General features: G+C 72.0%; 27 protein-coding genes. 12 read left to right on the plus strand and 15 right to left on the minus strand.

All coding sequences use genetic code 11. From position 1 onward, the window contains the following. Positions 1-6: 6 nt before the first annotated feature. A complete protein-coding gene (locus Aru02nite_RS06950; protein ID WP_203655831.1) occupies positions 7-1,761 on the minus strand; it encodes an acetyl/propionyl/methylcrotonyl-CoA carboxylase subunit alpha in 1,755 nt (584 codons plus the stop codon). 204 nt (positions 1,762-1,965) lie between these two features. Between Aru02nite_RS06950 and Aru02nite_RS06955 the strand changes: the two genes are divergently transcribed. Beyond that, positions 1,966-3,324 carry an acyltransferase family protein gene (locus Aru02nite_RS06955; RefSeq protein WP_203655833.1) on the plus strand — a complete coding sequence of 453 codons (1,359 nt, stop codon included), beginning with the start codon at positions 1,966-1,968 and terminating at the stop codon, positions 3,322-3,324. Between the two features lie 46 nt (positions 3,325-3,370). Here the strand turns inward: Aru02nite_RS06955 and Aru02nite_RS06960 are convergent, their stop codons facing one another. Next, positions 3,371-4,114, minus strand: a complete 744-nt coding sequence (locus Aru02nite_RS06960; RefSeq protein ID WP_203655834.1) for an alpha/beta fold hydrolase — start codon at positions 4,112-4,114, stop codon at positions 3,371-3,373. Between the two features lie 167 nt (positions 4,115-4,281). On the opposite strand from Aru02nite_RS06960, the gene Aru02nite_RS06965 reads away from it, so the two are divergent. Next, complete coding sequence (locus Aru02nite_RS06965; protein WP_203655835.1) at positions 4,282-5,532, plus strand: phospholipase D-like domain-containing protein; 1,251 nt, start codon at positions 4,282-4,284, stop codon at positions 5,530-5,532. A 282-nt stretch (positions 5,533-5,814) separates the two neighbouring features. Here the strand turns inward: Aru02nite_RS06965 and Aru02nite_RS06970 are convergent, their stop codons facing one another. Together Aru02nite_RS06970 and Aru02nite_RS06975 are read right to left on the minus strand one after the other, a co-directional pair. Beyond that, positions 5,815-6,528, minus strand: a complete 714-nt coding sequence (locus Aru02nite_RS06970) for a Crp/Fnr family transcriptional regulator (RefSeq protein WP_203655836.1) — start codon at positions 6,526-6,528, stop codon at positions 5,815-5,817. Positions 6,529-6,613: 85 nt separating this feature from the next. Beyond that, positions 6,614-7,126 (minus strand): Pycsar system effector family protein, encoded by a 513-nt coding sequence (locus Aru02nite_RS06975; RefSeq protein ID WP_203655837.1) that lies wholly within the window; start codon positions 7,124-7,126, stop codon positions 6,614-6,616. 125 nt (positions 7,127-7,251) lie between these two features. Here Aru02nite_RS06975 and Aru02nite_RS06980 point away from each other — a divergent pair, with 125 nt between their 5' ends. From Aru02nite_RS06980 to Aru02nite_RS06990, 3 genes are read left to right on the plus strand one after another with little or no spacing between them, the layout of a single operon-like run. Next, positions 7,252-8,019, plus strand: coding sequence for a hypothetical protein (locus tag Aru02nite_RS06980; RefSeq protein ID WP_203655838.1), 768 nt, complete (start codon positions 7,252-7,254; stop codon positions 8,017-8,019). 13 nt (positions 8,020-8,032) lie between these two features. Further along, positions 8,033-10,228 carry a hypothetical protein gene (locus Aru02nite_RS06985; protein ID WP_203655839.1) on the plus strand — a complete coding sequence of 732 codons (2,196 nt, stop codon included), beginning with the start codon at positions 8,033-8,035 and terminating at the stop codon, positions 10,226-10,228. Further along, the gene (locus tag Aru02nite_RS06990) at positions 10,225-11,058 is read left to right on the plus strand and encodes a hypothetical protein (RefSeq protein ID WP_203655840.1); all 834 of its coding nucleotides are present in this window, start codon (positions 10,225-10,227) and stop codon (positions 11,056-11,058) included. The genes Aru02nite_RS06985 and Aru02nite_RS06990 overlap by 4 nt, the downstream gene beginning before the upstream one ends. A 42-nt stretch (positions 11,059-11,100) precedes the next feature. Here the strand turns inward: Aru02nite_RS06990 and Aru02nite_RS06995 are convergent, their stop codons facing one another. From Aru02nite_RS06995 to sodN, 4 genes are all read right to left on the minus strand, one after another. Further along, positions 11,101-11,898 carry a SigB/SigF/SigG family RNA polymerase sigma factor gene (locus Aru02nite_RS06995; RefSeq protein ID WP_239076469.1) on the minus strand — a complete coding sequence of 266 codons (798 nt, stop codon included), beginning with the start codon at positions 11,896-11,898 and terminating at the stop codon, positions 11,101-11,103. Further along, entirely contained in the window at positions 11,895-12,284 is a 390-nt protein-coding gene (locus Aru02nite_RS07000; RefSeq protein ID WP_203655842.1) for an ATP-binding protein, read from the minus strand. Before Aru02nite_RS07000 ends, Aru02nite_RS06995 begins: the two co-directional genes overlap by 4 nt. 65 nt (positions 12,285-12,349) lie before the next feature. Beyond that, positions 12,350-12,847 (minus strand): GNAT family N-acetyltransferase, encoded by a 498-nt coding sequence (locus tag Aru02nite_RS07005; protein ID WP_203655844.1) that lies wholly within the window; start codon positions 12,845-12,847, stop codon positions 12,350-12,352. A gap of 104 nt (positions 12,848-12,951) precedes the next feature. Beyond that, entirely contained in the window at positions 12,952-13,356 is a 405-nt protein-coding gene (gene sodN / locus Aru02nite_RS07010) for a superoxide dismutase, Ni (RefSeq protein WP_203655846.1), read from the minus strand. A 598-nt stretch (positions 13,357-13,954) separates the two neighbouring features. Between sodN and Aru02nite_RS07015 the strand changes: the two genes are divergently transcribed. Beyond that, positions 13,955-14,365, plus strand: coding sequence for a hypothetical protein (locus Aru02nite_RS07015; protein ID WP_203655847.1), 411 nt, complete (start codon positions 13,955-13,957; stop codon positions 14,363-14,365). Beyond that, complete coding sequence (locus tag Aru02nite_RS07020; protein ID WP_203655848.1) at positions 14,362-14,631, plus strand: hypothetical protein; 270 nt, start codon at positions 14,362-14,364, stop codon at positions 14,629-14,631. Before Aru02nite_RS07015 ends, Aru02nite_RS07020 begins: the two co-directional genes overlap by 4 nt. 103 nt (positions 14,632-14,734) lie before the next feature. On the opposite strand, the gene Aru02nite_RS07025 is transcribed toward Aru02nite_RS07020, so the two are convergent. Continuing rightward, a complete protein-coding gene (locus Aru02nite_RS07025; protein ID WP_203655849.1) occupies positions 14,735-14,947 on the minus strand; it encodes a hypothetical protein in 213 nt (70 codons plus the stop codon). Between the two features lie 217 nt (positions 14,948-15,164). Between Aru02nite_RS07025 and Aru02nite_RS07030 the strand changes: the two genes are divergently transcribed. Then, positions 15,165-15,827 carry an MmpS family transport accessory protein gene (locus Aru02nite_RS07030; RefSeq protein ID WP_203655850.1) on the plus strand — a complete coding sequence of 221 codons (663 nt, stop codon included), beginning with the start codon at positions 15,165-15,167 and terminating at the stop codon, positions 15,825-15,827. A gap of 151 nt (positions 15,828-15,978) precedes the next feature. Here the strand turns inward: Aru02nite_RS07030 and Aru02nite_RS07035 are convergent, their stop codons facing one another. Next, positions 15,979-16,656 (minus strand): methyltransferase domain-containing protein, encoded by a 678-nt coding sequence (locus tag Aru02nite_RS07035; protein WP_203655851.1) that lies wholly within the window; start codon positions 16,654-16,656, stop codon positions 15,979-15,981. Positions 16,657-16,708: 52 nt separating this feature from the next. Between Aru02nite_RS07035 and Aru02nite_RS07040 the strand changes: the two genes are divergently transcribed. Then, a complete protein-coding gene (locus Aru02nite_RS07040; protein ID WP_275408602.1) occupies positions 16,709-17,038 on the plus strand; it encodes a S26 family signal peptidase in 330 nt (109 codons plus the stop codon). 260 nt (positions 17,039-17,298) lie between these two features. Further along, on the plus strand, positions 17,299-18,435 hold the full coding sequence (locus tag Aru02nite_RS07045) for an NAD(P)-dependent malic enzyme (RefSeq protein ID WP_203656064.1): 1,137 nt from the start codon (positions 17,299-17,301) through the stop codon (positions 18,433-18,435). An 87-nt stretch (positions 18,436-18,522) separates the two neighbouring features. On the opposite strand, the gene Aru02nite_RS07050 is transcribed toward Aru02nite_RS07045, so the two are convergent. Both Aru02nite_RS07050 and Aru02nite_RS07055 read right to left on the minus strand, forming a co-directional pair. Then, positions 18,523-19,335 carry a phosphotransferase family protein gene (locus Aru02nite_RS07050; protein ID WP_203655852.1) on the minus strand — a complete coding sequence of 271 codons (813 nt, stop codon included), beginning with the start codon at positions 19,333-19,335 and terminating at the stop codon, positions 18,523-18,525. 50 nt (positions 19,336-19,385) lie between these two features. Next, the gene (locus Aru02nite_RS07055; protein WP_239076470.1) at positions 19,386-20,003 is read right to left on the minus strand and encodes a LysE/ArgO family amino acid transporter; all 618 of its coding nucleotides are present in this window, start codon (positions 20,001-20,003) and stop codon (positions 19,386-19,388) included. A gap of 72 nt (positions 20,004-20,075) precedes the next feature. Here Aru02nite_RS07055 and Aru02nite_RS07060 point away from each other — a divergent pair, with 72 nt between their 5' ends. Continuing rightward, entirely contained in the window at positions 20,076-20,957 is an 882-nt protein-coding gene (locus Aru02nite_RS07060; RefSeq protein WP_203655853.1) for a LysR family transcriptional regulator ArgP, read from the plus strand. A gap of 19 nt (positions 20,958-20,976) precedes the next feature. Here Aru02nite_RS07060 and Aru02nite_RS07065 read toward each other — a convergent pair whose 3' ends face one another. Continuing rightward, positions 20,977-21,495: a flavin reductase family protein gene (locus Aru02nite_RS07065; protein WP_239076471.1), complete on the minus strand. Its 519-nt coding sequence runs from the start codon at positions 21,493-21,495 to the stop codon at positions 20,977-20,979. A gap of 85 nt (positions 21,496-21,580) precedes the next feature. On the opposite strand from Aru02nite_RS07065, the gene Aru02nite_RS07070 reads away from it, so the two are divergent. Further along, positions 21,581-22,546, plus strand: a complete 966-nt coding sequence (locus tag Aru02nite_RS07070; protein WP_203655857.1) for a zinc-binding dehydrogenase — start codon at positions 21,581-21,583, stop codon at positions 22,544-22,546. Between the two features lie 17 nt (positions 22,547-22,563). Here the strand turns inward: Aru02nite_RS07070 and Aru02nite_RS07075 are convergent, their stop codons facing one another. Together Aru02nite_RS07075 and pta are read right to left on the minus strand one after the other, a co-directional pair. Next, on the minus strand, positions 22,564-23,907 hold the full coding sequence (locus tag Aru02nite_RS07075) for an MFS transporter (protein ID WP_203655859.1): 1,344 nt from the start codon (positions 23,905-23,907) through the stop codon (positions 22,564-22,566). Positions 23,908-24,001: 94 nt separating this feature from the next. After that, positions 24,002-26,101, minus strand: coding sequence for a phosphate acetyltransferase (gene pta / locus Aru02nite_RS07080; RefSeq protein WP_203655860.1), 2,100 nt, complete (start codon positions 26,099-26,101; stop codon positions 24,002-24,004). Between the last annotated feature and the right edge of the window lie 185 nt (positions 26,102-26,286).

Raw genomic sequence — 26,286 nt, forward strand, 5'->3', positions numbered from 1 at the left:
GGCCGGTCAGTCGGTGATCTCGCAGATGACGGAGCCGGCGGTGAGGACGGCGCCGACCGCCGCGGACAGCCCGGCGACCGTACCGGCGCGGTGCGCGGTGATCGGCTGCTCCATCTTCATCGCTTCGAGTACGAGCACCAGGTCGCCCGCCGCGACGGTGTCGCCGTCGGCCACGGCGAGCTTCACCACGGTGCCCTGCATCGGACTGGCCAGCGCGGTACCGCCGGCGGTGGCGGCGTGTTGCGCGCGGGACCGCTTCGGCGCGGCGGCGCGTTTCGCCGGGGCCGCGACCGCGCCGAGCGAACCGGGCAGGCTGACCTCCAGCCGCTTGCCGCCGACCTCCACCACGACCGTCTGCCGCTCCTCGGGCTCGGCCACGTCCGCGGCCGCCTGGTACGGCTCGACGGTGTTGGTCCACTCCGTCTCGATCCACCGGGTGTGCACGGTGAACGGTGCGCCCACCTCCGCCGGCCGGAACGCCGGATCGCGTACCACCGCACGGTGGAACGGCAGCGCCGTGGCCATGCCCTCCACGACCATCTCGTCCAGCGCCCGCGCCGCCCGTTCCAGCGCCTCCTCGCGGGTCTCGCCGGTGACGACCAGCTTCGCCAGCAGCGAGTCGAAGTTGCCGCCGACCACGGAACCGGCCTCGACCCCGGCATCCAGTCGTACTCCCGGGCCGGCCGGCGCGACGAAGCGGGTGACAGTACCGGGGGCGGGGAGGAAGTTGCGCCCCGGGTCCTCGCCGTTGATGCGGAACTCGATGGAGTGCCCGCGCGGTACCGGATCCTCCTGGTGCCGCAGCTTCCCGCCGTCCGCGATCCGGAACTGCTCGCGGACCAGGTCGATGCCGGCGGTCTCCTCGGTGACCGGGTGCTCGACCTGCAGCCGGGTGTTGACCTCCAGGAACGAGATCGTCCCGTCCTGCCCGACCAGGAACTCGACCGTGCCGGCGCCGTGGTAGCCGGCCTCCCGGCAGATCGCCTTCGCGGACTCGTGGATCGTGCGCCGCTGCTCGTCCGTCAGGTACGGCGCGGGCGCCTCCTCGACGAGCTTTTGGTGCCGGCGCTGGAGCGAGCAGTCGCGCGTGCCGACGACGATCACGTTGCCGTGGGTGTCGGCGAGGACCTGCGCCTCCACGTGCCGCGGCCGGTCCAGGTACCGCTCGACGAAGCACTCGCCGCGGCCGAAGCTGGACTCCGCCTCGCGGACGGCGCTGGCGTACAGCTCGGGGATCTCGGCCAGGGTGCGGGCCACCTTGAGGCCGCGCCCGCCACCGCCGAACGCGGCCTTGATCGCCACCGGCAGCCCGTACTCCTCGGCGAACGCGACGACCTCGTCCGGGCCGTCCACCGGGTCGGGCGTACCGGGGGTCATGGGGGCTCCGGCGCGGCCGGCGATGTGCCGGGCGGTGACCTTGTCGCCGAGGTCGCGGATTGCCTGCGGGGTCGGCCCGATCCAGGTCAGCCCGGCGGCGAGGACCGCCTCGGCGAAGTCGCCGTTCTCCGACAGGAACCCGTACCCGGGGTGCACGGCGTCCGCGCCCGACCGGGCCGCCACGTCCAGCAACGCCGGGATCGACAGGTACGTCTCCGCGGCGGTCACCCCGCCCAGCGCGTACGCCTCGTCGGCGAGGCGCGCGTGCGGCGCGTCCCGGTCCTCGTCGGCGTACACGGCGACGCTGGCCAGGCCGGCGTCCCGGCAGGCCCGTACCACCCGGACGGCGATCTCACCGCGGTTCGCGATCAGTACCTTGCGCACTGGACGGCTCCCTCCGACATCCACCGCGGAGTCTATGTCCGCCGCCCCCGGCCGCCCGGTGCCCGCCCGGCCCGCGGGGTGGGGTTGTCCCCAGGCCGCCGGCTGACGGCACCGCCAGGCGGATGATGCCGGGCCGCCGGATTCTGGCCGGGCCGTCCGGCGGCGAGGCTGGGGCGGTACCCCTTCCCAGCGCCGGAGGCAGCCGTGACCACGCTCGTAACCCCCGCCGTGCCGCGGCAGGCGACCCGCCGCGGGGCCCCGCGTACCGCCGGCTCGCCCGTCGCGGGCCGGGACCGCTTCGTGGACGCGGTACGCGCCTTCGGCACCCTCGCCGTCCTCGTCCTGCACTGGCTGATCCCGGTCGTGGCCTGGGACGGGCACCGGCTCGACATCGGCAACGCCCTGTCCGGCGGGTACGGCTGGGTGGTGACCTGGCCGCTCCAGGTGATCCCGCTGATGTTCTTCGCGGCCGGCGCCGGCGCCTGGTGGTCCCGGCGGCACGCGACGGAGGTGGTGCCGTTCCTGCGGCGCCGGCTGGGCCGGCTGATGCCGCCGGTCGTGGTGTTCCTGGCGACCTGGGCGGTGGTAATCGCGCCGGCCTGCCTGGCCCTCGGCGTACCGCTGGACGCGGTGCGGCGGGCCGCCGGGCTGGCGCCGCAGCTGCTCTGGTTCGTCGCCGTGTACCTGCTGCTGCTCGTGGTCACGCCGGCGCTGCTGCGGGCGTACTCCCGGTGGGGGCTGCGGGTGGCGGTGGTGCTGGCCGGCGCGGCGGTCGCGGTGGACCTGGCCCGGTTCGCGGTCGGCGGGCCGTCCTGGCTCGGGTACCTGAACGTGCTGTGCGTGTGGCTGGTGCCGTACCTGCTGGGTTTCGCGTACGCGGACGGCACGCTGGGCACGCTGCGCCGCCGTACGTTGGCGCTCGTCGGTGCGGGCGCGGTGGCCACGCTGGCCGCGCTCGTCGCCGCCGGCCCGTACCCGCCGAGCATGGTGGGGTTGCCCGGTGACGCCATGTCCAACATGAACCCGCCGACCGTGTGCCTGCTGCTCGTCACGGTGTACCAGGTGGCGGCGGTGCTGCTGCTGCGCGGTGCGGTGCTGCGGGCGCTGGACCGGCCGGTCGTGTCGCGGGTCGTCGGGTACGTCCAGGCCCGCAGCATGACGCTCTACCTGTGGCACCTGACCGCGATGTTCGTGGTCGTCGGGGTGGTGCTGTTCGGGCTGCACCGGGCGCTGCCGGCGGCGTGGACGGCGCAGTGGTGGCTGACCCGCCCCCTCTGGTACGCCGGGCTGCTCGCGGTGCTCGCCGTCCTGGTACGGCTGTTCGCCCGGGTCGAGACCGTCGGCGTACCGGCGCGGCTGGCCGTGCACGCCCGCACCGCCGCCGGGTACGCCGGGGTGGCGTGCCTGCTCGCCGCGGTGCTGATCGCGATCACCAAGGGCACGCTGGCGACCGCCACGTTCGGCCCGCAGGCGCTGGCGGCCGCGCTGCTCGCCCTGGGCCTGGCCCTCACCGCGCTGTCCCGTACCGGCCGGGCCGCGGTCGCCGCACGCGACGCCGCCTGACGCGACACGCCCCGGGAACCGTCTCCCGGGGCGTGTCGCGCGTACGTCAGGCGAGGAAGCGTTCGGTCTCGGTGGTGAGCGCCAGCGGCGTCTCGTCCATCGGGTAGTGGCCGGCGTTGGCGAGTACCGTCAGCTCCGCCTTCGGGTACCACTGCTGGAACGTGGCGCGCATGACGTCGGCGGACAGCGCCGGGTCGTGCTCGCCGACGATCACCTTGACCGGTACGTCCGCGCCCGCGATGTCCGCGTGGAAGTCCTCGTACGCCCACGACCGCAGGTATCCGGCGAACGCCTCCGGGGTGGACGTGGCGACCGAGCGGGCCACCATCGCGTCCAGCCACGTGCCGGTGAGCCGGCCGCCGGTGGTGAAGTCGATGATGGCGCGGCGGTTCGCCGGATCGGCCGCGGCGCCGGTGAACAGCGCCTCCGTCGGCTCGTCGAACGGCACGCCGGACGCCGGCACCGGGCAGACGCCGACGAGGGCGCGCACCCGCTCCGGCGCCAGCGCGTACACCCGCTGCACGGCCTTGCCGCCCATCGAGTGCCCCACCAGCGAGAACGTGTCCCAGCCGAGCTCGTCGGCCAGCGCGAGGACGTCCGCCGCGATCTCGTCCACCGTGTACGCGCCGGCCTCGTCGCGGCGCGTCCCGTACCCGCGGTAGTCGGGGAACGCGTAGCTGAACGTGGCGGTGTCGAGGTGCGGCCACACCGGCGACCAGGACTCGGCCGGGCCGAGCCAGCCGTGCAGCGCGATCACGTGGTGCTCGCCAGTACCGATGCGGTGCGTCATGTCCGGCCTCCGTCTGTCCGTTGTGGACGGTCGGGCACCATGCTGGCACACCGGGCCCGGCGGTACGAAACGGCGTCGGCACCGACAAACGACCGTCAGGGCGCATCCGGGTACGGACCGGATCAGTACACTGCGGGCGGCAGATTCCTTCCAGTAGTGGAGCTGCGATGAAGGTTCTCGCGCGGTATCTGGCGGCTCTCGCAGTCGCCGCCTCCGTCCTGGTCGGCACGGCGCCCGCGCACGCCGCCGTCACCACCCAGGCAATCTTCAACGACCCCACCGGTACCGCGGCGCAGCAGGCCGCGATCGTCACGAAGATCGTCGAGCTGATCGACGGCGCCCCGGCCGGTTCCCGGATCCGGATGTCGATGTTCTACGCCGACGACAGCACGATCCCCGACGCGCTCGTCGCCGCCAAGAACCGCGGCGTGAACGTGCAGGTCGTCTTCTCGTACAAGGAGACCGGCGAGGCGCTGTGGCCCGGCCTCACCGCGGCACTCGGTACCGACAGGACCAAGGCGTCGTACGCGATCACGTGTCCGGCGGCGCGCGGCTGCGTCGGCAACCGGCAGCTGTCGAGCGTGGAATCCATCAACCACAACAAGTTCTTCCTGTTCTCCGCCACCGGCGGCACCTCGAACGTGGTGGTCCAGTCGTCCGCCAACCTGCACAACGGCCGCGACGGTACGAAGGGCTGGAACAACGCGCTCGTCCTCACCGGCAACGACGGCATCTACGCCGCCTACTCGGGCTACTTCGACGACCTCGTCGCGATGGTCACGAACAACAACTACTACGTGACCGGCCGCGCGCCCGTCACCTCCGGCGACGCCAAGGTGCACTTCTTCCCGCGGCAGGAGGCCAGCGGCGCCAACGTCTACCGCGACCCCACCACCGACACCGTCGAGACCGTACTCGACCACGTGGACTGCTTCGGCAACACGAAGGTCGGCACCAGCGACAACCACCGGACCATCATCCGGGTCAACACCAACATCTTCAGCCGTCCGTACCTGGCGGCCAAGCTCGTCGCGCTGGACGCCGCCGGCTGCTACGTCGAGGTCGTCGAGAACTACGCCAGCGGCGACACCGGCCTCGCGCACGAGTCGCTGAGCGACCTGCTCGCCAAGACCAGCAGCGCGTACAACGGCGTCGTGGTGCGGTACTACTGCGACACCGACCCCGTCTGGACGCACTCGAAGTACCTGGAGGTGGAGGGCAAGTACTACGGCGGGGCCGACCGGGAGATCCTCTGGACCGGCAGCGCCAACCTGTCCACCAACTCGCTGCGCCAGTCGGACGAGACGATCCTGCAGATCGAGGACCCGACCGTGTTCGCCGCGTACCGGGACAACTTCCGGGCGGCCCGCGACGGCGCCGCGCACCAGCCCGCGAACGGTGCCGCCATCACCTGCTGATTCGGGGCGGGCGGGCCGGCTCCGTCCGTGCCCGCCCGCCAGAACCAACCGCAGTTGGGTAGCGTCGGCGGCGAGGGCCGGCGATGGCGGGGGCGCGAACGGTGACCACGCCACGGCGCCCGGAGGTACCCAGCCGCTCCGGGCACCGCTCTGTCCACAGTGGACTGTGCGCTACCTGCCGTCACACCGGCCGCCGTGTTGGTGTCGCGGCCCCGGTTCGTCGGCTGCGTCGCGAACGCGCCGCGCGGTACCCAGCCATCCCCCGGCGCCACCCGGTCCGGTTCAGTCGGACCAGGCGGCGTCCAGGTCGGCGAGTACGCGGAGGCTCGGAAGGTCCCGGACCAGCGTGCGCCGATAGCCGGTGGCCACGAGATTGCCGGCGCGGAGTTCGCGGAGCGCGCGCTGCACCGTCGCCTCGGACGCGCCGCACAACGTGGCCAGTTCGGGCTGGGTGAGGCTGACACCGATCTCGACGCCGTCCGGCACCCGCCGTCCGTACGTGCCGGCCATCTCGCACAGGATCCGGGCCAGCCGCACCTGTACCGGATATGCGGTGAACTCGACGCGGCGCCGGTTCGCCCACTCCAGGCGGTCCGCCATCATCGCGGTGAGATGGAGGAACGCATCCGGGTGCTGCTGAAGGTACTCGCGGAGCTGGTGCTGCCGCACGACGGTGTAACGGCACGGGCCGCACGTCGTCACGGTCGCCGAGCGCGTCCGGTTGTTCAGCGCAGCCATCTCCCCGACGACGTCGCCCGGCACCCGCACCGCGAGCAGCGCCTCCCGACCGTCCGCGGTGCCGACCGTGATCTTGACGAATCCGCCGAGCAACAGGATGACATGGGTACCGGGCTCGCCGTGTCGGAGCAGGCGGGTGCCCGCGCTGGCAGTACGCGGGCTGCCCAGGTGTATCAGTGCTCGCTCGTCCGTGCGGTTGATCCGGCCGAGCAGTGTCTCGGCCGGCCATCGATCGGTGACCGGGGATGTCCGCGCCATGGTCCGCCTCCCTCGCCGTGACCGCCGGCGGTCACTCTCGTCGCACGCCAGGTGACCCGGAGCTGTTCTGTCGCCTTTCTGACGGCTAGCCGGTCCATCCGGTCAGGAACAGCCAGCCGAACGCGCCGGCCGCGCACGTCGCCAGCCACGGAACGGCGCGAGCCACCCGGCCGTACTTGGCCAGCGCGATGCCGGCCAGCGTGGCCACCAGCGCCGACGCCTCCGCCATGCCGTCCGCCCGGTCCCATCGCACCGAACCGGTGGCCACGGCAGGGAAGCTGAACCTGTTCGACCGTGCCGGCGGCGTCAGCCGCGGGCGTACCGCAGTCGCAAGATGCCAGCCCGCGATCGCGGCACCGACCAGGTACACGACGAAGGCCGTCACCATCGCCGCGGTCAGCCAACCGGGTTGCCCGGACAGCGTGCGGGGCGATCGTGCGACCACGGCCGCAGCCAGGCCGCCCTCCACCGACAACAACGCGGCCACCTTCGCGTCGGCGTGCCGGATCGACGCCTGGAACGACTCGGCCGTACGCAGCGCGACATCGAGGGTGTCTGCACGTCGGCCCTGGACCCGGGGTGCGATGAACTCCGCCATGTCCACATGGCACACCCGGCCGGACAACGGAACCAGGTCGTACGACGGGTTCTGCCGATCCCGTCATTTGACGTGGTGTGCGCCGACTTCCGCCCGTAGACCTGACAGCCGACACGGTCGACACAGTGGAGGAGCACATGGACACCCCGTACCGGCGGCTGGTCGTCAGCATCGACATGCAGCGCTACAGCCGACGCCGCAACGTCGAACAGTTCCATGCACAGCAACGGTTCCGGCGGGTCATGACGGAATCGGTCGAGGCGATCGGACTCGACCACGCCCAGTGGACCACGCAACAGGGCGGTGACAGCGAACTCGCCATCCTCCCCGCTGAGACACCCGAACCGCTGCTCGTCGGCCGCCTGCCGGTACTGCTCGACGAGAAGCTCCGCGACATCAACCGTGAACTGCGGCCGGAATCGCGGATCCGGCTGCGCATGGCCGTACACGAGGGGCTCGTCCACCTCGACGGGCCGAACGGATTCCCCAGCGACGCCGTCATCCAGACCTGCCGCCTCTGCGACGCCGACGCCGTCAAACAGGCGCTCGACCGGTTCCCCGACGCCAACGTGGCCCTCGTCGTCTCCGACTCCATCCACCGCGACATCGTCGTCCAGGAGTACGAGGCGATCCGTGCGGACCGGTTCCACCGCATCGTCGTCCACAACAAGGAATACACCGGCGAAGCCTGGCTGCACGTCCTGGGCGAAGTCGTCGCGTGCGTCCCCCTCGACGCTGCGGCCGCAGCGGTTCAGGCCACGGAAGCACCGGTACAGCGCTCGGCGGAGACGAGCGCTGCGTCCAAGTACTCCTTCGGCCCTATGGCGAATCACGGCCCCACCGCCATCGGCGACAACGCCAACGCGTACATCCGTCCCACCGAGTTGCCGTAGTCAGGAGGTGGCAATGGGCGCCGAAGACCAAAGTGGATCGCCGGCCGACAAGGATGACCCCAGGCCGGCCGATGACCACGGCACAGATGATGGCGGGGTCGGTGCGGGAAGAGACGACGGGCCCGACAAGGCAGGTGACGCTGGTTTCCAGGAGCCCTTGAGTCGAGCCGAGCGTTCGGTCGACGATCAGGTCGTCCGCGCACTCGGCGCCAGCTACGGGTTCCGCAAGCTGGCGAACCGCGGTGCAACGGCGATCGGGGACAACTCCTCCGCCATCCAGGTCTCTGCGGCCATGCCGGAGCCGTTCACGACCAATCGAGTCGACGCCACGGTGCTGGCCGCGGAGCGGGCACGCTACGTACCCACCAGCCGGGACGGCTGGATCGATCGAGCACTCCGTGCCCGACACCTGGTGTACCTGTCTGGCTCGCCCGGGACTGGTCGTGGCATGACCGCCCGCGCCGCGCTCCATCGTGCGCGCCCGGAAGCGGGGATTGCAGAGGTGTACCTCCGAGACGGCGGAACACTCGGTGACCTTGCCACCCTGGCTGAGGACAGCAGGCAATCGGATGTCGAAGGACTCCTGATCCATTGCCCGGTGGGTGTCGTCGACTCTGCGCATCTGGGCAGCCTGGCCCGCGTCGCGCAAAGCCACAGCGTGTATGTGGCAGTGGTCGGGGAGCAGGACGAGTCTCGTCGAGACGGTGCGCACTACCAGGTACCGCACGACCCGCCGGCGCCCATGGCGGTGTTCGAGCGGGTACTCCGCCATGCGGCCAGGGCGGCCGGAGCCGAGGTCGTGATCGGTCTGTGCGTGAACGACGAGGTTCTCAGTACGAGAGTGGCTGCACTCCGACGCACCGGTGAGATCAGTGCCTTGGTCGAACGGATCGTCGACCAACGACCATCGACTCCCGTCGAGCTGAGGAAGGTTCTGCGGGATGAAGCTCCCCTGTCACTACGGAGAACGGCGCATGATCTGCTGACTGACGCACGGCCGAGCTCGTCCACCGAGCCCGGAACTCGTACGTCCCATCCGGACCAGGGGCTGACCTACCGGCGATGCTTTCGCCTCGCGTACGCGCTGATGAACGGATGCCGGATCAGTGTGGCGGCCGACGCGGCGCGGACGTTGTGCGCAACGATGCAGGTGCCTGATCCCGCGCCAATGGACCCCGAGAGCTCCCATCGTTCATGGGACGGATTCGGCCTCTGCCTGGCCGATCTGGTTCCTGACACCTTGGGGCTGACCGGTGAAGAGGTCCGTATCGGTAGCGGGCGCAAGTGTCAGCTGACGGATGACGGCTTGTTGCCGGCGCTTCTTGACGTGGCCTGGAATGACTACCCGGACAGCCAGGAGAACTTGTTGTCCTGGCTCAAGGCGATGGTCGTCGAACTTGACGACAAGTTGATCCGGCAACGCGTCTCGGTGGCGGCGGCGATGTTCGCGCTGTTCGACTACGACCGCGTCTTCCCGCTGCTCAACGACTGGGCGAGCTCCGCGTTCCCGCAACGTCGCCAGGTAGCAGGACTGACCCTTGCGCTGCTTGCACGCAACAGCGATCGAGCCGCCACAGTTCGGCGGCTGATCCATGACTGGGTGCACAGTCGGTTCTCCCGACTACGAGACACCGCATTGCGGACGTACGTTGCGGGGCTGACGACAGTTGTGTCGGTCGAACGGGTCGTGGCCGATCTGGGAGTGATCGCTGGTCACGCCAGCCACCGGAACAGTCCGGTGATCGCCATGGTGGCCGATCAGACGGCACAGCCGTCGACGATGCACACCATCCTCTCGGCGCTGCACACGTGGCAACGGCGAGGAGGGGACGCTGCTGTACACGCGGTCCGAACCGCTCTGCGACTGGCGGGGGAGCGTGACGACGAGAGCGAGCGAGGTCTGCCGGTCGTTGTGAGATGGATCGGTACCGACCCGGATCGTCGGGCGGCATTCGTCAGCGTGTTCGGACCGACCCTCGCTCATATCAAGACGGCCCATGACGGTTGGCGCCGTGTCGGCTCCTGGCTTTCGGCCGCCGACGGTGACGAGGATGGTGCCAGGGTGGTGCTGGAAGTGCTGCGTGATCTGGTTTCGATCGATGCGCTCAGGGGGCGGGCGGAGTTCCATCTGCGCCACGCCTGGCGCACCTCGATGCCGTTCAACCCGTTGCTCGACGAGGTCGCCGCCATGGTGGGGGTGCAGGCATGAAGAGACTCCTGACAGGTATCGCGTCCCGCTTTCGCGGTGCTGGGCGGTCCATGTGGTGGATCGTCTGCCGGATCACGGGGATCGGATGTGGGCCGCTCGCAGTCCACGACGCGGTTTCCCGAGAGATCGAGGCACTCGCCGAACAGGGCGTGTTCAGCTTTCGGGCAACCGTGACCTTCACGTGGCGGTCGCGCGGGCTCACCGAACAGAAGCTCGACGAAGCGATCGCCCGGTATCGACGTGACGCCTGTATCTATGTCTCGCAACGTTTGTCCGCGTGCGCCCACCGATATCCTGCTACCCAGCCGGTGAGCCTGGAACATCAGATCAACGCGGAACTCGCCAGGCAACCCAAGCTGTACACGTGGTGGGGCGTCCCGGTTTCCTGCCACCCGGAGCTGATGATCCGGATGGATCCGCGCGTCTCCGCGGAGATCAGCGGACCGATACTCGGCTCGCTGCGACAGGAGTACGAGCACGACCAACAGATGCGGTGGGCCGACATCGTTGACGAGCGCAGCCGCCACTGGTCGGTGTTGCTGGAGAAGCTGAGCGAGCAGCCGCTGATTGCCGAAGCAGCACAGCTCACGAACGACGGCAAGCTCGCCGGGGTGCTGACCGAATCGGCGAAACTCCGTCGCACTGAGCTGGTCGAGGTGCAACGACTGCTCAGCCAGTTGCTCGACAACACCGCCAAGTGGGGGTACGGCGGGTTCGAGTGGGTCGTGAATGCGGAGCGAGCGGTACGGCATCAGCTTCACGAGCTCGACATCGCCCTTGAGGACGGGGATGCGGACGGTCCTGACGGTGAGTCCCAGCAGGCGTCATGAGGGGGCACAGGCCGTTCGGGCTCGGGTCCGATGTTGGGCCCGCTACTCGGCGAGGGCGGCGCGGAGCGTGGTGAGGGTACGGGTGAGCAGGCGGGACACCTGTACCTGGGAGATGCCGAGTTCGGCGGCGATCTCGGACTGGGTGCGGTGCGCGAAGAACCGGAGTACCAGGATGCGCTTGTCGCGTGGGGGAAGGCGGTCGAGCAGGGGCCGGAGCGCCGCCCGGTACTCGACGCCGTCGAGCGCGTCGGCGGTGTCGTGGGACTCGCCGGGGTCGGTGGTGTCGAGGGGGACGGTGGTGTGCGCCTGCGCGCTTTCCAGCGCTTCGAGCACCTGCTCGTCGGTGGTGCCGGTTTCGACGGCGAGCTCGTGCACGGTGGGGGAGCGGCCGAGCCGCTGGTACAGGTGGACGGAGGCGCGGGAGACGGCGGCGTGGCGTTCCTGCAACCGCCGGGGTACGCGGACGGTGCCGGCCCGGTCGCGGAGGTGGCGTTTGAGTTCGCCGACGATGGTGGGTGTCGCGTACGTGGTGAACTCGGCGCCGCGGCCGGGGTCGAACCGGTCGATGGCGTGCAGCAGGCCGAGCGTGCCGACCTGTACGAGGTCGTCGAGGTCCTCGCCGCGGTCGCGGAACCGCCAGGCGAGTGCGCGGACGAGCGACAGGTGCCGGCGGACGATCTCGGCGCGCAGCGCGGACCAGTGCCCGTCGCCGTGCGGCAGCCGGCCGAGCCGGTGGAGGAGTTCCGCGGTGGGCGCCTGTTCCGCGTACGCCGGGGCGGGGCGCGGGATGGTGGCCAGGGTCGGCCGCGGCCGTCGGGCCGCGGCCGTGGGGCGGGTCACGCCCCGTCCCGTTGCTTGGTGAGCCAGATCGTCGCGTACCCGTCGGAGACGGAGGACGAGACGGTGCCGGCCAGCGCCGTCAGTACCATCCAGGCGAACGTCTCGGTGCCGGGCAGCCGCTGCCCCGTGTTCGGCACGCTGACGGCGATCGTGAGGGTGCCCTGGGTGACCTCGAACCGGCAGGTCAGCTCGGTGCCTGCGGGCGCGCCGGCGAGCAGCATGGCGCACGCCTCGTCGACCGCGATGCGCAGGTCCTCGATCTCGTCGAGGGTGAAGTGCAGGCGGGCGGCCAGCCCGGCGGTCGCGGTACGCAGCACCGACAGGTACGCCCCGTCGGCGGGCACCGTGAGGACGACCAGGTCCTCGTCCGTCGCAAGCTCCGCCACGCTTGCACTGTAAGCGTTGGGATGCCCTCCTGCCCATGGCTTGCGGCGTGGCCGGGCGGGGATCGCTACCGCGCGGTGATCCCTTCGTGACCCGCGAGCGCGGCGAGGGCCGGCCCGGTCACCCGGTACGGCAGCCACTCGGCCTGGTGTTCGGCGCCGATCGCGTGGTAGAAGTCGCGCGCCGGGTTCCAGTCGAGGACGGACCAGTCGAGTCGCGGGTAGCCGCGCTCGACGCAGATCCGGGCGAGCGTGGCGAGCAGCGCCCGGCCGAGGCCGGTGCCGCGCGCGGCGGCGCGGACGTACAGGTCCTCCAGGTAGATGCCGTGGCTGCCTTCCCAGGTGCTGAAGTTCAGGAACCACACCATGCACCCGGCCGGTACGCCGTCGACCGTCGCGACGTGCGCGAACACCGCGGGGTCCGGGGCGAACAGGCACTCGTGCAGCCGTTCGACGGTGAGCGTGCACGACTCGGGCGCCTTCTCGTACGCGGCGAGCTCGTGCACCATCTCGACCACGGCGGGCAGATCGTCCGGCGTCACCGGCCGGATCACCACATCGGACATGCCCCCAGCATGCCGCCCGCGCGTCGGCGCGCCCCGGCCGCCCCGGGTACGGACACGGCGATGCCCCGGCGGTCGGTGACCACCGGGGCATCGGCGCGGGTCGCTCAGCCCTTCTTCGTCTCGGCGAAGATGGTCGCGATCTCGTCGATCTTGTCGAGGAGCTTCTGCGCGACCTCCGGGTCGACCGAGCCCTTGGTACCGGTGGCGCCGGCGAGCTTGGTCGCCTCGTTCACGAGCTGGTGGAGCTGCGGGTACTTCTCGAAGTGCGGCGGCTTGAAGTAGTCGGTCCACAGCACCCACAGGTGGTGCTTGACCAGCTCGGAGCGCTGCTCCTTGATGATCAGCGCGCGGGTCCGGAACTCGGGGTCCTCGTTCGCCTGGTACTTCTCCGCAATGGCCTTGATCGACTCGGCCTCGATCCGCGCCTGAGCCGGGTCGTACACACCGCAGGGCAGATCGCAGTGCGCACGGGCGACAAGGCGAGGAGCGAGGAAACGCGGCAGTCGCATTCGATCCTCCGTCAACGCAAACATCGGGTGAGAGCGGCGCGGGTGGTCATTCCGCGCACGCGGGGAGACACGTGGTGTTCGTTTTCGATCTCCCTCCTGGCGACCCTACCCCCGGGCACAGCGGCCAAACCGCCGAAGTCCCCGAGCGACGTTCGTCACCCCCCGTCCCGGCGCCAGATCGCCTCCCACTGGCACCCGCATGGCTCTGACCTGCGACGATCATGCGCGCATGCACTCTGACGTGCGGAAACACTTCTCTGCACGGCTTGGAGATCATCAGTGTTTCGCGATGTGATGTGCGACGGATGTGCGACGGATGATCTTGAAACGGGTGATCTTGACCGAGGGTCGCAGGCCGGCTGCCGACGTCTCGAATACGGCCGACCTCCGCGCCGGCTGGCAGCGGTAGCGGCGCTCTCCGTCGGGGGTACTCGTGGTCAATCTCCGCGAGGTCGTCACTCACCCGAGCATGTACAACAGCAGGTCCGGTCCCCGCCGCATGGCCGTCGCGCCGGACTGCCGGCATCGTGCTCGGCCTCGGCGTCGCCGCCGCGTTCCGCGCCCGACAGATCGGCCGGGCCCTACGCCGGGACCACCGATGAGCGCCGACACCGTCGCCCTCCTCACCGGGCTACTCGGCGCCGTCGGTGGGCTCGGCGGCGTCGCCGGGCTGCTGGTCGTGCCGTACACCCGCCGCAACCTCACCTCGCAGGCCCAACGCAACACCGCCGAGGCACACCAACTCCAGGCCGCCTCCGCCGCCAACACCGTCGAGGTCCTGCTCCGCCAGATCGACAAGGTCGAGGCGATGCAGGTCCAGCTCACCAACATGCGCACCCAACTCACCGACGCCGAGACCCGCACCCGGGAACTGATCAAGCAACTGGACGAGGCAAACATGCGCGCCCGGATCGCCGAGGCGGAATCCGCCCGACTCCGCGACGAACTCGCCGCGCACCGGGCCCGACGCCGGCCGCCCCGCCGGGACGAAGGGAGCGGCACAGCATGAGCGACTACCTGACCTCGATCATCCGCACGGCGATGCCGGTCGCGGTCGGCGCGCTCATCTCCTGGGCCGCCCTGCACGGCGTGAACGTCCCGGCGGGCGATCGGGAGACCGTCGCCGCCGCCACCACCGGCGTGCTGATCCTCGTGGACTACGCGGTGGTCCGCGCCGCTGAACGGCGCTGGCCGTCGGCCGGGCTGTTGCTCGGCACCGCCCGCACCCCCCGGTACGCCGAGGGCCGACACCGCGCCACCACTGCGGACACCTAGCCGCCCTCGACTCCGTCAGACGATGTCGAGGGCGGCTAGATCCGCACGCCTGGGTGATCTGGGAAGGGTGGGATGGCCGCAGCGCGGCGGGCCGTGGTGTCGTCTACAGCCGGGGCCGGCGGCGCGGCCGGTACCGCACCGGCTCGTCGTCGTCATCGTCAAGTGCATCGTCATCGTCGGGTGTCTCGATCGCATACCGGCGGCCACCGGTACGCACGTACACCGACATCCGCATAAGCGAGACGCAGGTCGCTACGAACAGGATGATCAACCCGAGCGACACGAGACCGGTCACAATGGGTGTCGGGGTCCACATACGCGCTGACCGTAGCGACACCACCGTTACCGCGATATCGGCTGAACGCCGGAACGGCTAGCGCAGTGGTGTCCATTCGGGTATTCACCGCCGACCAGAAAGCTGGGCAGACCAGCCCGTTGCTCCGATACCGGACACTCGGCGCTTACCTCACTCTGGTCTTCGCTGCCCGCGGTCCGCGCGCAGCGGCAGCCCTGGATGAAGGAACATGCACTCGATGCCCGAGATCCCACCCACCCCGCCGACCGGCTCGCCCTACGGTCAGCAGCCGCCCTATCCGCCCCGCCCGCCGTACGGTGGCGTGCCGATGCCCTCGCCATTCCCGCCCGTTCCGCCGAAGCCTCCGAAGAAGAAGCACACCACGGCGATCGTGCTGTCGGTTGTCGGTGGCGTCCTGGCGGTCTGCATCGGCGGCAGCATGGTCGCCGCCATCGCCGGCGGCAGCGACCCGACGCCGGAGGAGAAGGCCGCCGCGGCGACCGCCACTGACAAGGCGCAGCCAGCCGGCACCACGGCCGCCGCGCCAGCGAAGAAGAAGTCCAAGGCGGCGTCGCCGATTCCGACCAAGCCGAAGGCGAAGCCGAAGGTGACCTTCGAGGTCTCCGGATCGGCGCCGTCCGGGGTCGACACCATGTACGGCACCGACTCCGACAACCGGCAGGGCGGCGACAGCTCGCCGTGGTCGACGACCATGACCCGCGACGACTCCGGGAACGTGTCGTACTACTTCCTCACCGCCCAGCTTCAGGGCGGCGGGGACATCACTTGCAAGATCTTGGTGGACGGCAAGGCGATCGCCACCGGGCACGCCTCCGGCGGCTACAACATCTGCCAGGCGCAGATCGTCCAGGGCTGGACCGGCGGCTGGAAGAAGGTGTAGCCGGTACTGTCCATCAACCGTGACCCCCGGGGCCGTTGGCCTCGGGGGTCACTTCGTCATGTCCAAAGGAGTACTCAGTTCAACAACAGTCACGGGCGACGCGTCGCACTTGCCCAGTGGCAAGTGCGACAGGTGTGCGCTTTGATCTTGATCAGGGAGTGTTTCTGCACGTCAGGGCTTTGCGTTGCCAGATCGCCTCCCACTGGCACCACCGACCGTGCTCCGCCACGGCACGCGTCGTGTCGTCCCGCCGCATCGCCAGTACTTCCCGGAAGCCGTCGCCGACCGCCGCGCGCAGCTCGTCCGCCGCGAAGAAGTGCACCGCCAGCCCGCGCTTCGGCCCCGCCGTGTACCGCACGGTCAGGCCGTCGCCGCGCTCCAGCACCTCGTGCGCCGGCCACACGTCGGTGCCGACCGCGTTGACCCGCACGCACAACAGCCCACCTGGTACGACCCGGTCGGCGGCGGCGCGCACGTGGGCCCGGGTGGTCGCGGCGTCGCCGTGCTGGAAGACCTGGATGCCGACGACCAACGGGTATCCGCCGGGCGGCAGGGACGCCAGGTCGCCGTGGTGGAGCCGGGCGCCGGGTGCCCGCGCCGCGAGCTGGTCCAGCGCGGTACGCGACACGTCCAGGCCGGTGAGGTCGAGTCCGCCGGCGAGCAGCGGCAGGAAGTTGCGGCCGTTGCCGCACCCCACGTACAGCCCGGTGGTGTGGCCGTACCGGTGTGCCGTGGCCAGCACGTCCCGGACGAACGGTACGGGCGGCTCGTCGAGGTAGCGGCCCCGTGCGTACTCCGCGTCCCAGGCGGACGCCGGATCGTCGGTCATGCCGCGACGATAGGGTCCGGGTGTGACGGTGCTGGGGCGGGTCGGGCTCGCGGTGGCTGCCGCCGCGGCCGGCGCCGTGGTCGGCCGGCTGGTGGCGCGGACGCGCGCGGTCGCCGTGTCCGGCCCGTCGATGGTGCCGACGCTGCGCGACGGTGACGCGCTGCTGGCGTACCCGGTGGGGCGGGTGCGGCCGGGTGACGTGGTGATCGCGCGGTTCACCGCCCGGCCGGACCTGCTGGTGGTCAAGCGCGCGGTCCGGCCGTACGGCGGGGGCTGGTGGGTGGAGGGCGACAACCCGTTCGTCAGCGACGACTCCCGGACGTACGGCGAGGCCGCGGTGCTGGCGCGCGTGATCGTCCGGTACTGGCGCGCCGACGCCTGACCCGGCCTACCGCGCACGGTGGTGATCGCTGCGCCGCCACGGTTCCACCACGCGGAACGGCGTCCCGGTGTGGTCCCGCGGGCCAGCCGCGCGGGGGAATCGCGCATGACTGCTGCGCGGAACCTGGGTACACTCGACCGCCTCGGGCCCACCCGCCGCCCGTCCGCCACGTCCGGCCGATCGCCGAGCGTTCTTCCGTCGAGAGACGGCCTGCCCGTTCACCGCTGCACGGCAAGGAGACGCCCGTGACCGCACTGTCGATTCGTACTGATGATCCGGTTTTCACGTTGCACGAGGGCGGAAAGCTCGCCGTCGCCGCGACGATCCCGCTCACCTCGCCCGAGGACCTGTCCCGCGCGTACACGCCGGGGGTGGCCGAGGTGTCCCGCGCCATCGCCGACGACCCGTCCCTCGCCCGGCGGTACACCTGGGTGGCCAACACGGTCGCCGTGGTCACCGACGGCACGGCCGTGCTGGGGCTCGGCGACATCGGGCCGCGCGGCGCGATGCCCGTGATGGAGGGCAAGGCCGTGCTGTTCAAGCAGTTCGCCGGGGTCGACGCGGTGCCGATCTGCCTGGACACCACCGATCCGGACGAGATCGTCGAGACGGTGGCGCGGCTGGCGCCGTCGTTCGGCGGGATCAACCTGGAGGACATCAGCGCGCCGCGCTGCTTCGACATCGAACGCCGGCTCGACGCCCGGCTCGACATCCCGGTGTTCCACGACGACCAGCACGGCACCGCCGTCGTCGTACTGGCCGCGCTGCGCAACGCGGTCCGGCTGCTCGACCGCGACCTCGCCGGGCTGCGCGTGGTGGTGTCCGGTGCCGGTGCGGCCGGCGTCGCGGTGACCCGGATGCTCGCGGCGGCCGGCGTCGCCGACCTCGTCGTCTGCGACTCCCGCGGCGTACTGTCCGGCGACCGGTCCGGCCTGTCCCCGGTCAAGGCGACCCTCGCGGCGGAGACCAACCCGCGCGGCGTCACCGGGTCGATGGCCGACGCGCTGCGCGGCGCGGACGTACTGATCGGGGTGTCGGGCGGGCGGATCGACGAGGCCGCGGTGGCCGGCATGGCACCGGACCCGATCGTGTTCGCGCTGGCCAACCCGACGCCCGAGGTCCACCCCGACGTCGCCCACCGGTACGCGGCGGTCGTCGCCACCGGTCGCAGCGACTTCCCGAACCAGATCAACAACGTGCTGGCGTTCCCGGGGATCTTCCGTGGCGCGCTGGACGCGAACGCCCGCACGATCACCGCGGCGATGAAGCTGGCCGCGGCCGACGCGATCGCCGCGGTCGCCGCGGACGACCTGCGCCCGGACCGGATCGTGCCGAGCGCGCTCGACCCGCGCGTCGCCCCGGCGGTCGCCTCCGCGGTCGCCGCCGCGTCCGACTGACCGCACCGCCGACCGCCGCGTACCGTCGCCGATCCCGGCGGTACGCGGCGGCGCCGTGTCGGTGCAACGGTGCCGTCGGCGGCGCCGTCAGGGGACGAGCCGGCGGGTCCAGTCGGTGAGGCGCCGGCGCAACGTCGTCGGTGTCAGGTCGGTACGCCCCAGCTCGACGTAGTTCGGCGACCAGTCCTCGACGTCCCGCGCGGCCCTGCCCGCCGCGTACGTGTCCCACAGCGCCAGGTCGTCGACCGGGCCGTACGCGGTGGTGAAGGCGTCGGCGACGGCAGGGTCGTACAGGAGGACGAGGTCGAGGCGGCACCACGACACGTCGAACCCGCGGGGTGCGCGTGCCGCGCCGGACCAGTCGACGACCCCGGTGAGTTCGGCGCCGGTCCACAGCGTGTTGCCGGACCAGAAGTCGTGGTGCGTCAGGACTTCCGGCGCGCCGGCGAGCGTCGCCCACCCGTCGCGTACCGCGGCCGGCAGGTACGCGGCCGGCTCCGCCGGGATGACGCGGCGCCGTCCGGTGGGGTCGCCGGCGTGGATCCGGGCCAGGACGCGACCGAGCCGTTCCGCCCACCGGTACGGGTCGGCGGGCGTGATGTCCGGCCGCCCCGGCACCCGGGTGACGAGGATCGCGGGCCGGCCGGCGTGCGTACCGTCCGGGTCGGCGGCGACCAGCGCGGGGGCCAGCCCGTCGAGTCCGGCCAGTCGCGCCAGCACGTCCGCCTCCCGGTGTACGGCGGGGTCACCGGGCGGGAACGTCCGCAGTACGAGCTGCCGCCCGTCGCCGGTTCGTACCAGGGTGGTGGCGGCGTGCGTACCGCCGGGCAGTGGCCGTACGGGGTGCAGGTCGGTACCGCAGGCAGCGGCGGCCCAGGCGAGTGCGGCGGGTGCGGTCACCCGGGCATCCTCGCCGCACGTCGTGCCGGCCACCACCCGATTCCCCGGCGTCAGGCGACGAGCGGGGCGACGAGCAGCGCGGCGACCGCGAGCATGATCAGCGCGATGGCGCCGTCGAGGACGCGCCAGGTGGCCGGGCGGGAGAACAGCGGGCGGAGCAGACCCGCGCCGTACCCGAGGGCGACGAACCAGATCGTGCTCGCCACGACCGCCCCCGCCCCGAACCACCACCGGTACGCGCCGTGCGTCGCGGCCACCGATCCCAGCAGTACCACGGTGTCCAGGTAGACGTGCGGGTTGAGCCAGGTCAGCGCGAGGCTGGTGGCGAGGACGGCGGGCAGCGCGACTCGCCGGCCCGTGGTCTCGGCGGCGAGCACGCCGGGACGCAGCGCGCGCCGCGCCGCGAGCACCGCGTACCCGAGGAGGAAGGCGGCGCCGGCGATCCGGGCGGCGACGAGGACCTGCGGCAGGGCGCGGACGACGGCGCCGAGCCCGCCGACCCCCGCCGCGATGAGTACCACGTCGGACGCCGTGCACACCACGACCACCACCGCCACGTACTCCCGGCGCAGGCCCTGGCGCAGTACGAAAGCGTTCTGCGCGCCGATCGCGACGATCAGGGACAGGCCGAAGCCGAGGCCGGACAGGGCGGCGAGCAGCGTGGTCACGCGTACCAGCCTGGGTCCGGTACGGCCGATCGTCCAGCTAATGTTTCTGCACCCGCGTTAGAGTTGCTAACGATGGACCTGGACCTGCCGCAGCTCCACGCGCTCGCCGCGGCCGTCGACGAGGGATCGTTCGACGCCGCCGCCCGGGTGCTGTCCGTGACGCCGTCCGCGGTCAGCCAGCGCATCAAGGCACTGGAGGCCACCGCCGGACAGGTGCTGCTGCTGCGCGGCAAACCGGTGCAGATCACCGAGGTCGGCCAGGCGTACCTGCGGCTCGCCCGCCAGATCACCGCGCTCACCAGCGAGCTCGGCGCCACCACCGGACGCCCCGACGCCCGGCCCGTCGTCGCCCTAGCCGTCAACGGCGACTCCCTCGGCACCTGGGTACTCCCGGCACTCGCACCGCTCGCCGGCGAGACGTGCTTCGACATCCGGCGCGAGGACCAGGACCACTCCGCCGCACTGCTCCGCCAGGGCGTCGTGATGGCCGCGATCACCACCGCCGCCCGACCGGTACAGGGCTGCCGGGTCAGCCGCCTCGGCGTGATGCGCTACAGGCCCATGGCCAGCCCCGCGTACGTGGCGCGCTGGCTGCCCGACGGGCCCACCCTCGACGCGCTCGCCGCCGCGCCCCTGCTGGTGTTCGACCGCCGCGACGAGTTGCAGGACACGTACCTGCGGCGCCGCACCCGCCGGCGCCTCGACCCGCCACGCCACCACATCCCGTCCACCGCAGACTTCGGTACCGCGGTCCGGCTCGGCATGGGCTGGGGGATGCTGCCCGAGGAGCAGAGCGCCGACGCCGAACACGCCGGCGACCTCGTCGACATCGACCCCGGCCGGCACGTCGACGTCGCACTCAACTGGCAACAGTGGTCCCTGCGTACGGTCGCGCTCGACCGCACCGCCGACGCGATCCGCGCCGCCGCCCGCGTACACCTCCGCCGCCGGTGACCCCTCGCGTGCAGTCGGGTCAGTCGCAGGTGCCGTAGCGGCCGCGGTGGAACAGCAGCGGCGGGTGGGTCGAGTCGGCGGCGATCGCGCGTACCCGGGCGAGGGCGAAGTCGTGGTCGCCGGCCGGGGTGACCGACTCGATGGAGCAGTCCAGCCAGGCGACCGCGCCGACGAGGACGGGGGCGCCGGTGACCGGGGCCGGCCGCACCGGTACGTCCCGGAAACGGTCGGTGCCGGGCGAGGCGAACGTCCGCGCGAGCGCCTCCTGGTGGGCGCCGAGCACGTTCACGCAGAAGCCGCCGGCGTGCCGGATCACCGGCCACGAACCGGACGTGTGCGCCGGGAAGAACCCGACCAGCGGCGGACGCAGCGACACCGACGTGAACGAGTTGACGGCGAGGCCGACCGGGCCGTCCGGGCCGAGCGCCGTCACGATCGTCACCCCGGTCGGGAAGTGCCCGAGAACCCGCCGGTACTCCGCCGGCTCCGGTCCGGTGGCGGCGGTGAGCGAGACGCCCGGTTCGCTGTCTGACGGCACGACTGCCATTAGATCTCAAACATCCGGGCGTGGCACGTGACGATCCGCACTGCGGGAGGTCACCGGCGTTGCTAGCGTGCGGGCCATGCTCGCCGCCTACGCAGAACGTATCGATCCGGACGATCCGCTGTCGGGCCTCGCGGTCGGCCAGCGCCCAGAACCGGACGTACCGGATGGGTGGGTGACGGTCGACGTGACCGCCACCGCCCTCAACCACCACGACCTGTGGTCACTGCGCGGCGTCGGGCTGTCCGCCGAGGCGCTGCCGATGATCCTCGGCTGCGACGCCGCCGGTACCGACCCGGACGGCAACCCCGTCGTGGTGCACGCGGTCGTCGGCGACCCGGCGGCGGGCGACGGCGACGAGACGCTCGACCCGAAACGCAGCCTGCTGTCCGAGCGGTACCCGGGGACGCTCGCGGAACGGCTCGCCGTGCCGCGGCGCAATCTCGTACCGCTGCCGGCGGGGTTGACGCCGGCGGAGGCGGCGTGCCTGCCGACGTCCTGGCTCACCGCGTACCGGATGCTGACGACGCGCGGGCGGCTGCCCGAGGGCGGCAGCGTCCTGGTGCAGGGCGCCGGCGGCGGGGTGGCCACCGCGGCGGTGGTACTCGCCGGCGCGCTCGGCGCCCGGGTGTACGCGACGAGCCGCGACGCGACCAAGCGGGAACGGGTCGCCGCGCTCGGCGCCGAGGCGTACAAGCCGGGTGCCCGGCTGCCGGAACGCGTCGACGTGGTCATCGAAACCGTCGGCGAGGCGACGCTGGACCACTCGCTCAAGTGCGCGAAGCCGGGCGGCCGGATCGTCGTCGCCGGCGCGACCAGCGGCCACCTGCCGACCGTCGACCTGCGCCGGATCTTCTTCCTCCAGCTCGAACTCGTCGGCGCCACGATGGGCACCCGGGACGAACTCGCCGACCTGCTGGACCTGTTGGTACGGCGGGACATCCACCCGGTCATCGACTCGCACCACGCGCTGTCCGACGCGCGTGCCGCGTTCGCCCGGCTGGCGTCCGGCGACGCCTTCGGCAAGGTCGTCCTCACCCCCTGACCGGCGCCGCCCGATCGTCAGGTACGGGCGGGTGCCGTGGTGTCGGCCGGGCCGTCCGGGACGGCGTCGCCCACCGGTACGGCGGGGTCGGTCGTGTCGTCGGTCAGCCCGTCCTGGGCCTGGGTGAGCCGGCCGCGCAGGGTGAAGAACGCGCTGCCGCCGAGCACGCTGCCGCCGACGCACAGCACGACCCACCCGATGCCGTGCGCGCGCGACACCAGCAGTCCGGCCAGCGCGGGGCCGGCGATGCCCGAGATCGTCCACATCATGCCGGCGAGCGCGTTGTACCGGCCGCGGACGCGTTCGTCGGCGAGGCCGTTGACCAGGGCCGGCATGACCGGTGCCCAGATCGTCTCGCCGGCGCCGAACACCGCGAGCCCGAGTACGACGCAGCCGGCGGCGAGCCAGCGGTCGGTGAACGCGCCGGACGCCGCGACCACGGCCCACCCGGCCGCCCAGATCAGCCCCGCCATGCCCAACGCCGTCGTACGCCGGCGGCCGGTGACGAGCTTCAGCGTGACGAGCTGCCCGGCCACGATGACGGCGGTGTTCGCCGCGAACGCCCAGCCGAGGACCCGCGCCGGCACGTCCGCCTGGTTCACCGCGTACGCCGTGAAACCGGTCTCGACCTGCGCGTACGCACAGGTCATGAGGAGGGTGCCGACGCCGACGACGAGCAGCAGGGTGCGGTCGCGCAGCACGATCCGCCAGCCGGGCGGCTTCTCGTCGGCGGGGGTGTCCGGGTCGGCGACGAGCCGGCCGGTGCCGCGCGGCAGGAACAGCAGCACCACGATGAATCCCGCGTAGGTCAGCGCGTCGATCCGGTAGAGCCACTCGAAACTGGCCGGGTTGGACAGGTTCACGAGGGCGGAGGCGACGAGGCCGCCGATCCCGAACCCGGCGTTCATCAACATGAACTGCATCCCGTACGCCCGCTGGCGGGCCGGCGCGGGGACCATCCGGGTGATCAGCGCCGCGGTGCCGGGGAACGTCGCGCAGTTGAACACCGCGCACCAGGTCGCGACGAGTACGGCGGAGAGCTGGGAGTGGATGGTCGCCACCAGCGCCATCCCGACCGCCTCGCCGACCAGGCCGACGAGCAGCACGGTGCGCGGGCCGAACCGGTCGATCAGCGTGCCGACCAGCGGTGACACGCCGAGCATCACCACGCCCATCCACGACATCAGCAGACCCACGTTCGTCGGCGGCAGCCCGCGCACCTGCGTCAGGTAGACGAACAGGTACGGCATGGACATGCCGCTGCCGAGCGCGGAGAAGGCGATGCCGAGGAACAGCCGGCGGACCAGCGGCGGGATGCCGGGTCGGGCGGCCGTGTCGGACGGGGCGGCGGAAGCTGTCATGGCCCGCGCATCGTCGCACCGGGGTACGACGGCGCGGCAGCGAATAACGCCGCCACCCGCGCGCGCTGTCAGCAGCGTCACTCCGTACCGGGGGTCAGGTGGCGGGCTGGGCCTGGATGGCGGTGATGGCGACGGTGGTGACGATGTCGGTGACGGTCGCGCCGCGGGACAGGTCGTTGACCGGCCGCCGCAGCCCCTGTACGACGGGCCCGACGGCGACCGCGCCCGCCGACCGCTGCACCGCCTTGTACGTGTTGTTGCCGGTGTTGAGGTCCGGGAAGATCAGTACCGTCGCGCGGCCGGCGACGGGATCGCCGGGCAGCTTGGCGGCGGCGACCGACTCCGACACCGCCGTGTCGTACTGGACGGGGCCGGCGACGGGGAGGTCCGGCCGGCGGTCCCGGACGAGCGCGGTGGCCTCGGCGACCTTGGTGACGTCGGCGCCGTGCCCGGACGTACCGGTGGAGTAGGAGAGCATCGCGACGCGCGGCTCGACGCCGAACCGGGCGGCCGTACCGGCGGAGGAGATCGCGATGTCGGCGAGCTGCGTCGGGTCGGGGTCGGGGTTGACGGCGCAGTCGCCGTACACGAGGACGCGGTCGGCCAGGCACATGAAGAACACGCTGGACGCCACCGACACCCCGGGCACCGTCCGGATCAGCTGGAACGCGGGGCGCAGCGTGTCCGCCGTGGTGTGCGCGGCGCCGGACACCATCGCGTCCGCGCGGCCCGACTCGACCAGCAGCGTGCCGAACCACGTCGGGTCCGCCACCTGGTCGTACGCCAGCTCGCGGGTCGTGCCGCGGGCCCGGCGCCGGGCGTACAGGAGGTCGGCGAGGCCGGTACGCAGCGGATCGGTGGCCGGGTCGAGGATCCGGGCGCCGCGGACGTCGACGCCGAGTTCGCGGGCCCGGCGGGCGATGTCGTCGGGGTCGCCGAGCAGGGTCAGGTCGGCGACGCCGCGCCGCAGGAGTACCTCGGTGGCGGCGAGGACGCGGGCGTCGGTGCCCTCCGGCAGCACCACGTGCCGGCGGTCCGCGCGCGCCCGCTCGATCAGCTCGTACTCGAACATCAGCGGGGTGCGGCGGGTGGAGCGGGTGACGGCGATCCGGTCGGCGAGCGCGGTGCTGTCGACGGACCGTTCGAACGCGCCGAGCGCGGCGGTCACCGTACGCGGGTTGTCGGCGGTGATGCGGCCCTCCAGCCCGGCGAGCGTCGCCGCGGTGACGAAGCTGTCCGCGCCGACGCCGCTGACCGCGAGCCCGGTGCCGAGCCGTTCGGCGACCCGCAGGACCCGCGCGTCCGGCACCTCGCCGAGGGTGAGGACGACGCCGGCCAGCGACACCGTGCCGGACGCGTGCGCGGCGAACGCCGCCAGCAGCAGGTCCGCCCGGTCGCCCGGGGTGATCACCAGGTGCCCGGTACGCAGATGCGCCAGGAACACCGGTACGCCGGCGCCGCCCAGCACGTACCCGAGGACGTCGCGGGACGCGGCCGTGTCGTCGCCGAGCAGCAGCCGGCCGGACAGCGCGGCGGTCACCTCGGCGACGGTGGGCGCGGCGACGGCGGGCACCTCGGGCACCGCGTACACGGGGACGGGGAGGACGTCGGCGGCGAGCGCGGTGAGCAGCCGGTCCCGGTCGTCGGCGGGCACCCGGTTGGCGACGACGGCGAGAACGGTGCCGCCGAGCCGGATCACCGTGTGGTACCCGGACCGTACGGATGCGGCGGTGGCGGCGGCGCCGCGCCGGTGACCGTCCACCACGAGCAGCAGCGGTGCCCCGAACTCGGTCGCCAGCCGTACGTTGAGGCCCAGCTCGGCGGGCATCCCCGGGTCGTCGTGCGCCGCGGCCCGGTCACCGAAGTCCGAGCCGATCACGAGTACCGCGTCGCTGTCCCGCTCGACCCGGCGGTACCGGTCGACGACCGCCGCCACCAGGTCGTCGGTACGGCCCGCGCCGAGCAGCGCGTCCGACTCCGCCCGGCCCACGCCCGTCAGGTCGGCCGGATCGGCGTCCGGCCGGTACCGCCGGCGCAGCAGCTCGACGATCGGGTCCGCGCCCTCGTCGGCGACCAGCGGGCGGAACACGCCGACCCGTTCGACCCGCCGGGACAGCAGTTCCGCGACGCCGAGCGCCACCAGCGACTTGCCACCACCGGGCCCGAGCCCTGCCACGTACACGCTGCTGGTCACGGGTACACGCTAGGTGGCGTCGGGGCGGGGCCGCGGGAGATCGGCCCGGGTTGCGTCGTGCCGGGGCAGGTCCCGCGTGTCACCGCCGACAACGCCCACGGCGTACGTGTCGGGACCATCGGCGCGTTCCCGGCGCACGGGTGGGGCGCCGTAATCCGGTGCGTCCTGGGAACGCCCGGCCGGTA

Source organism: Actinocatenispora rupis, from assembly GCF_016861975.1.
GTDB lineage: Bacteria > Actinomycetota > Actinomycetes > Mycobacteriales > Micromonosporaceae > Actinocatenispora > Actinocatenispora rupis.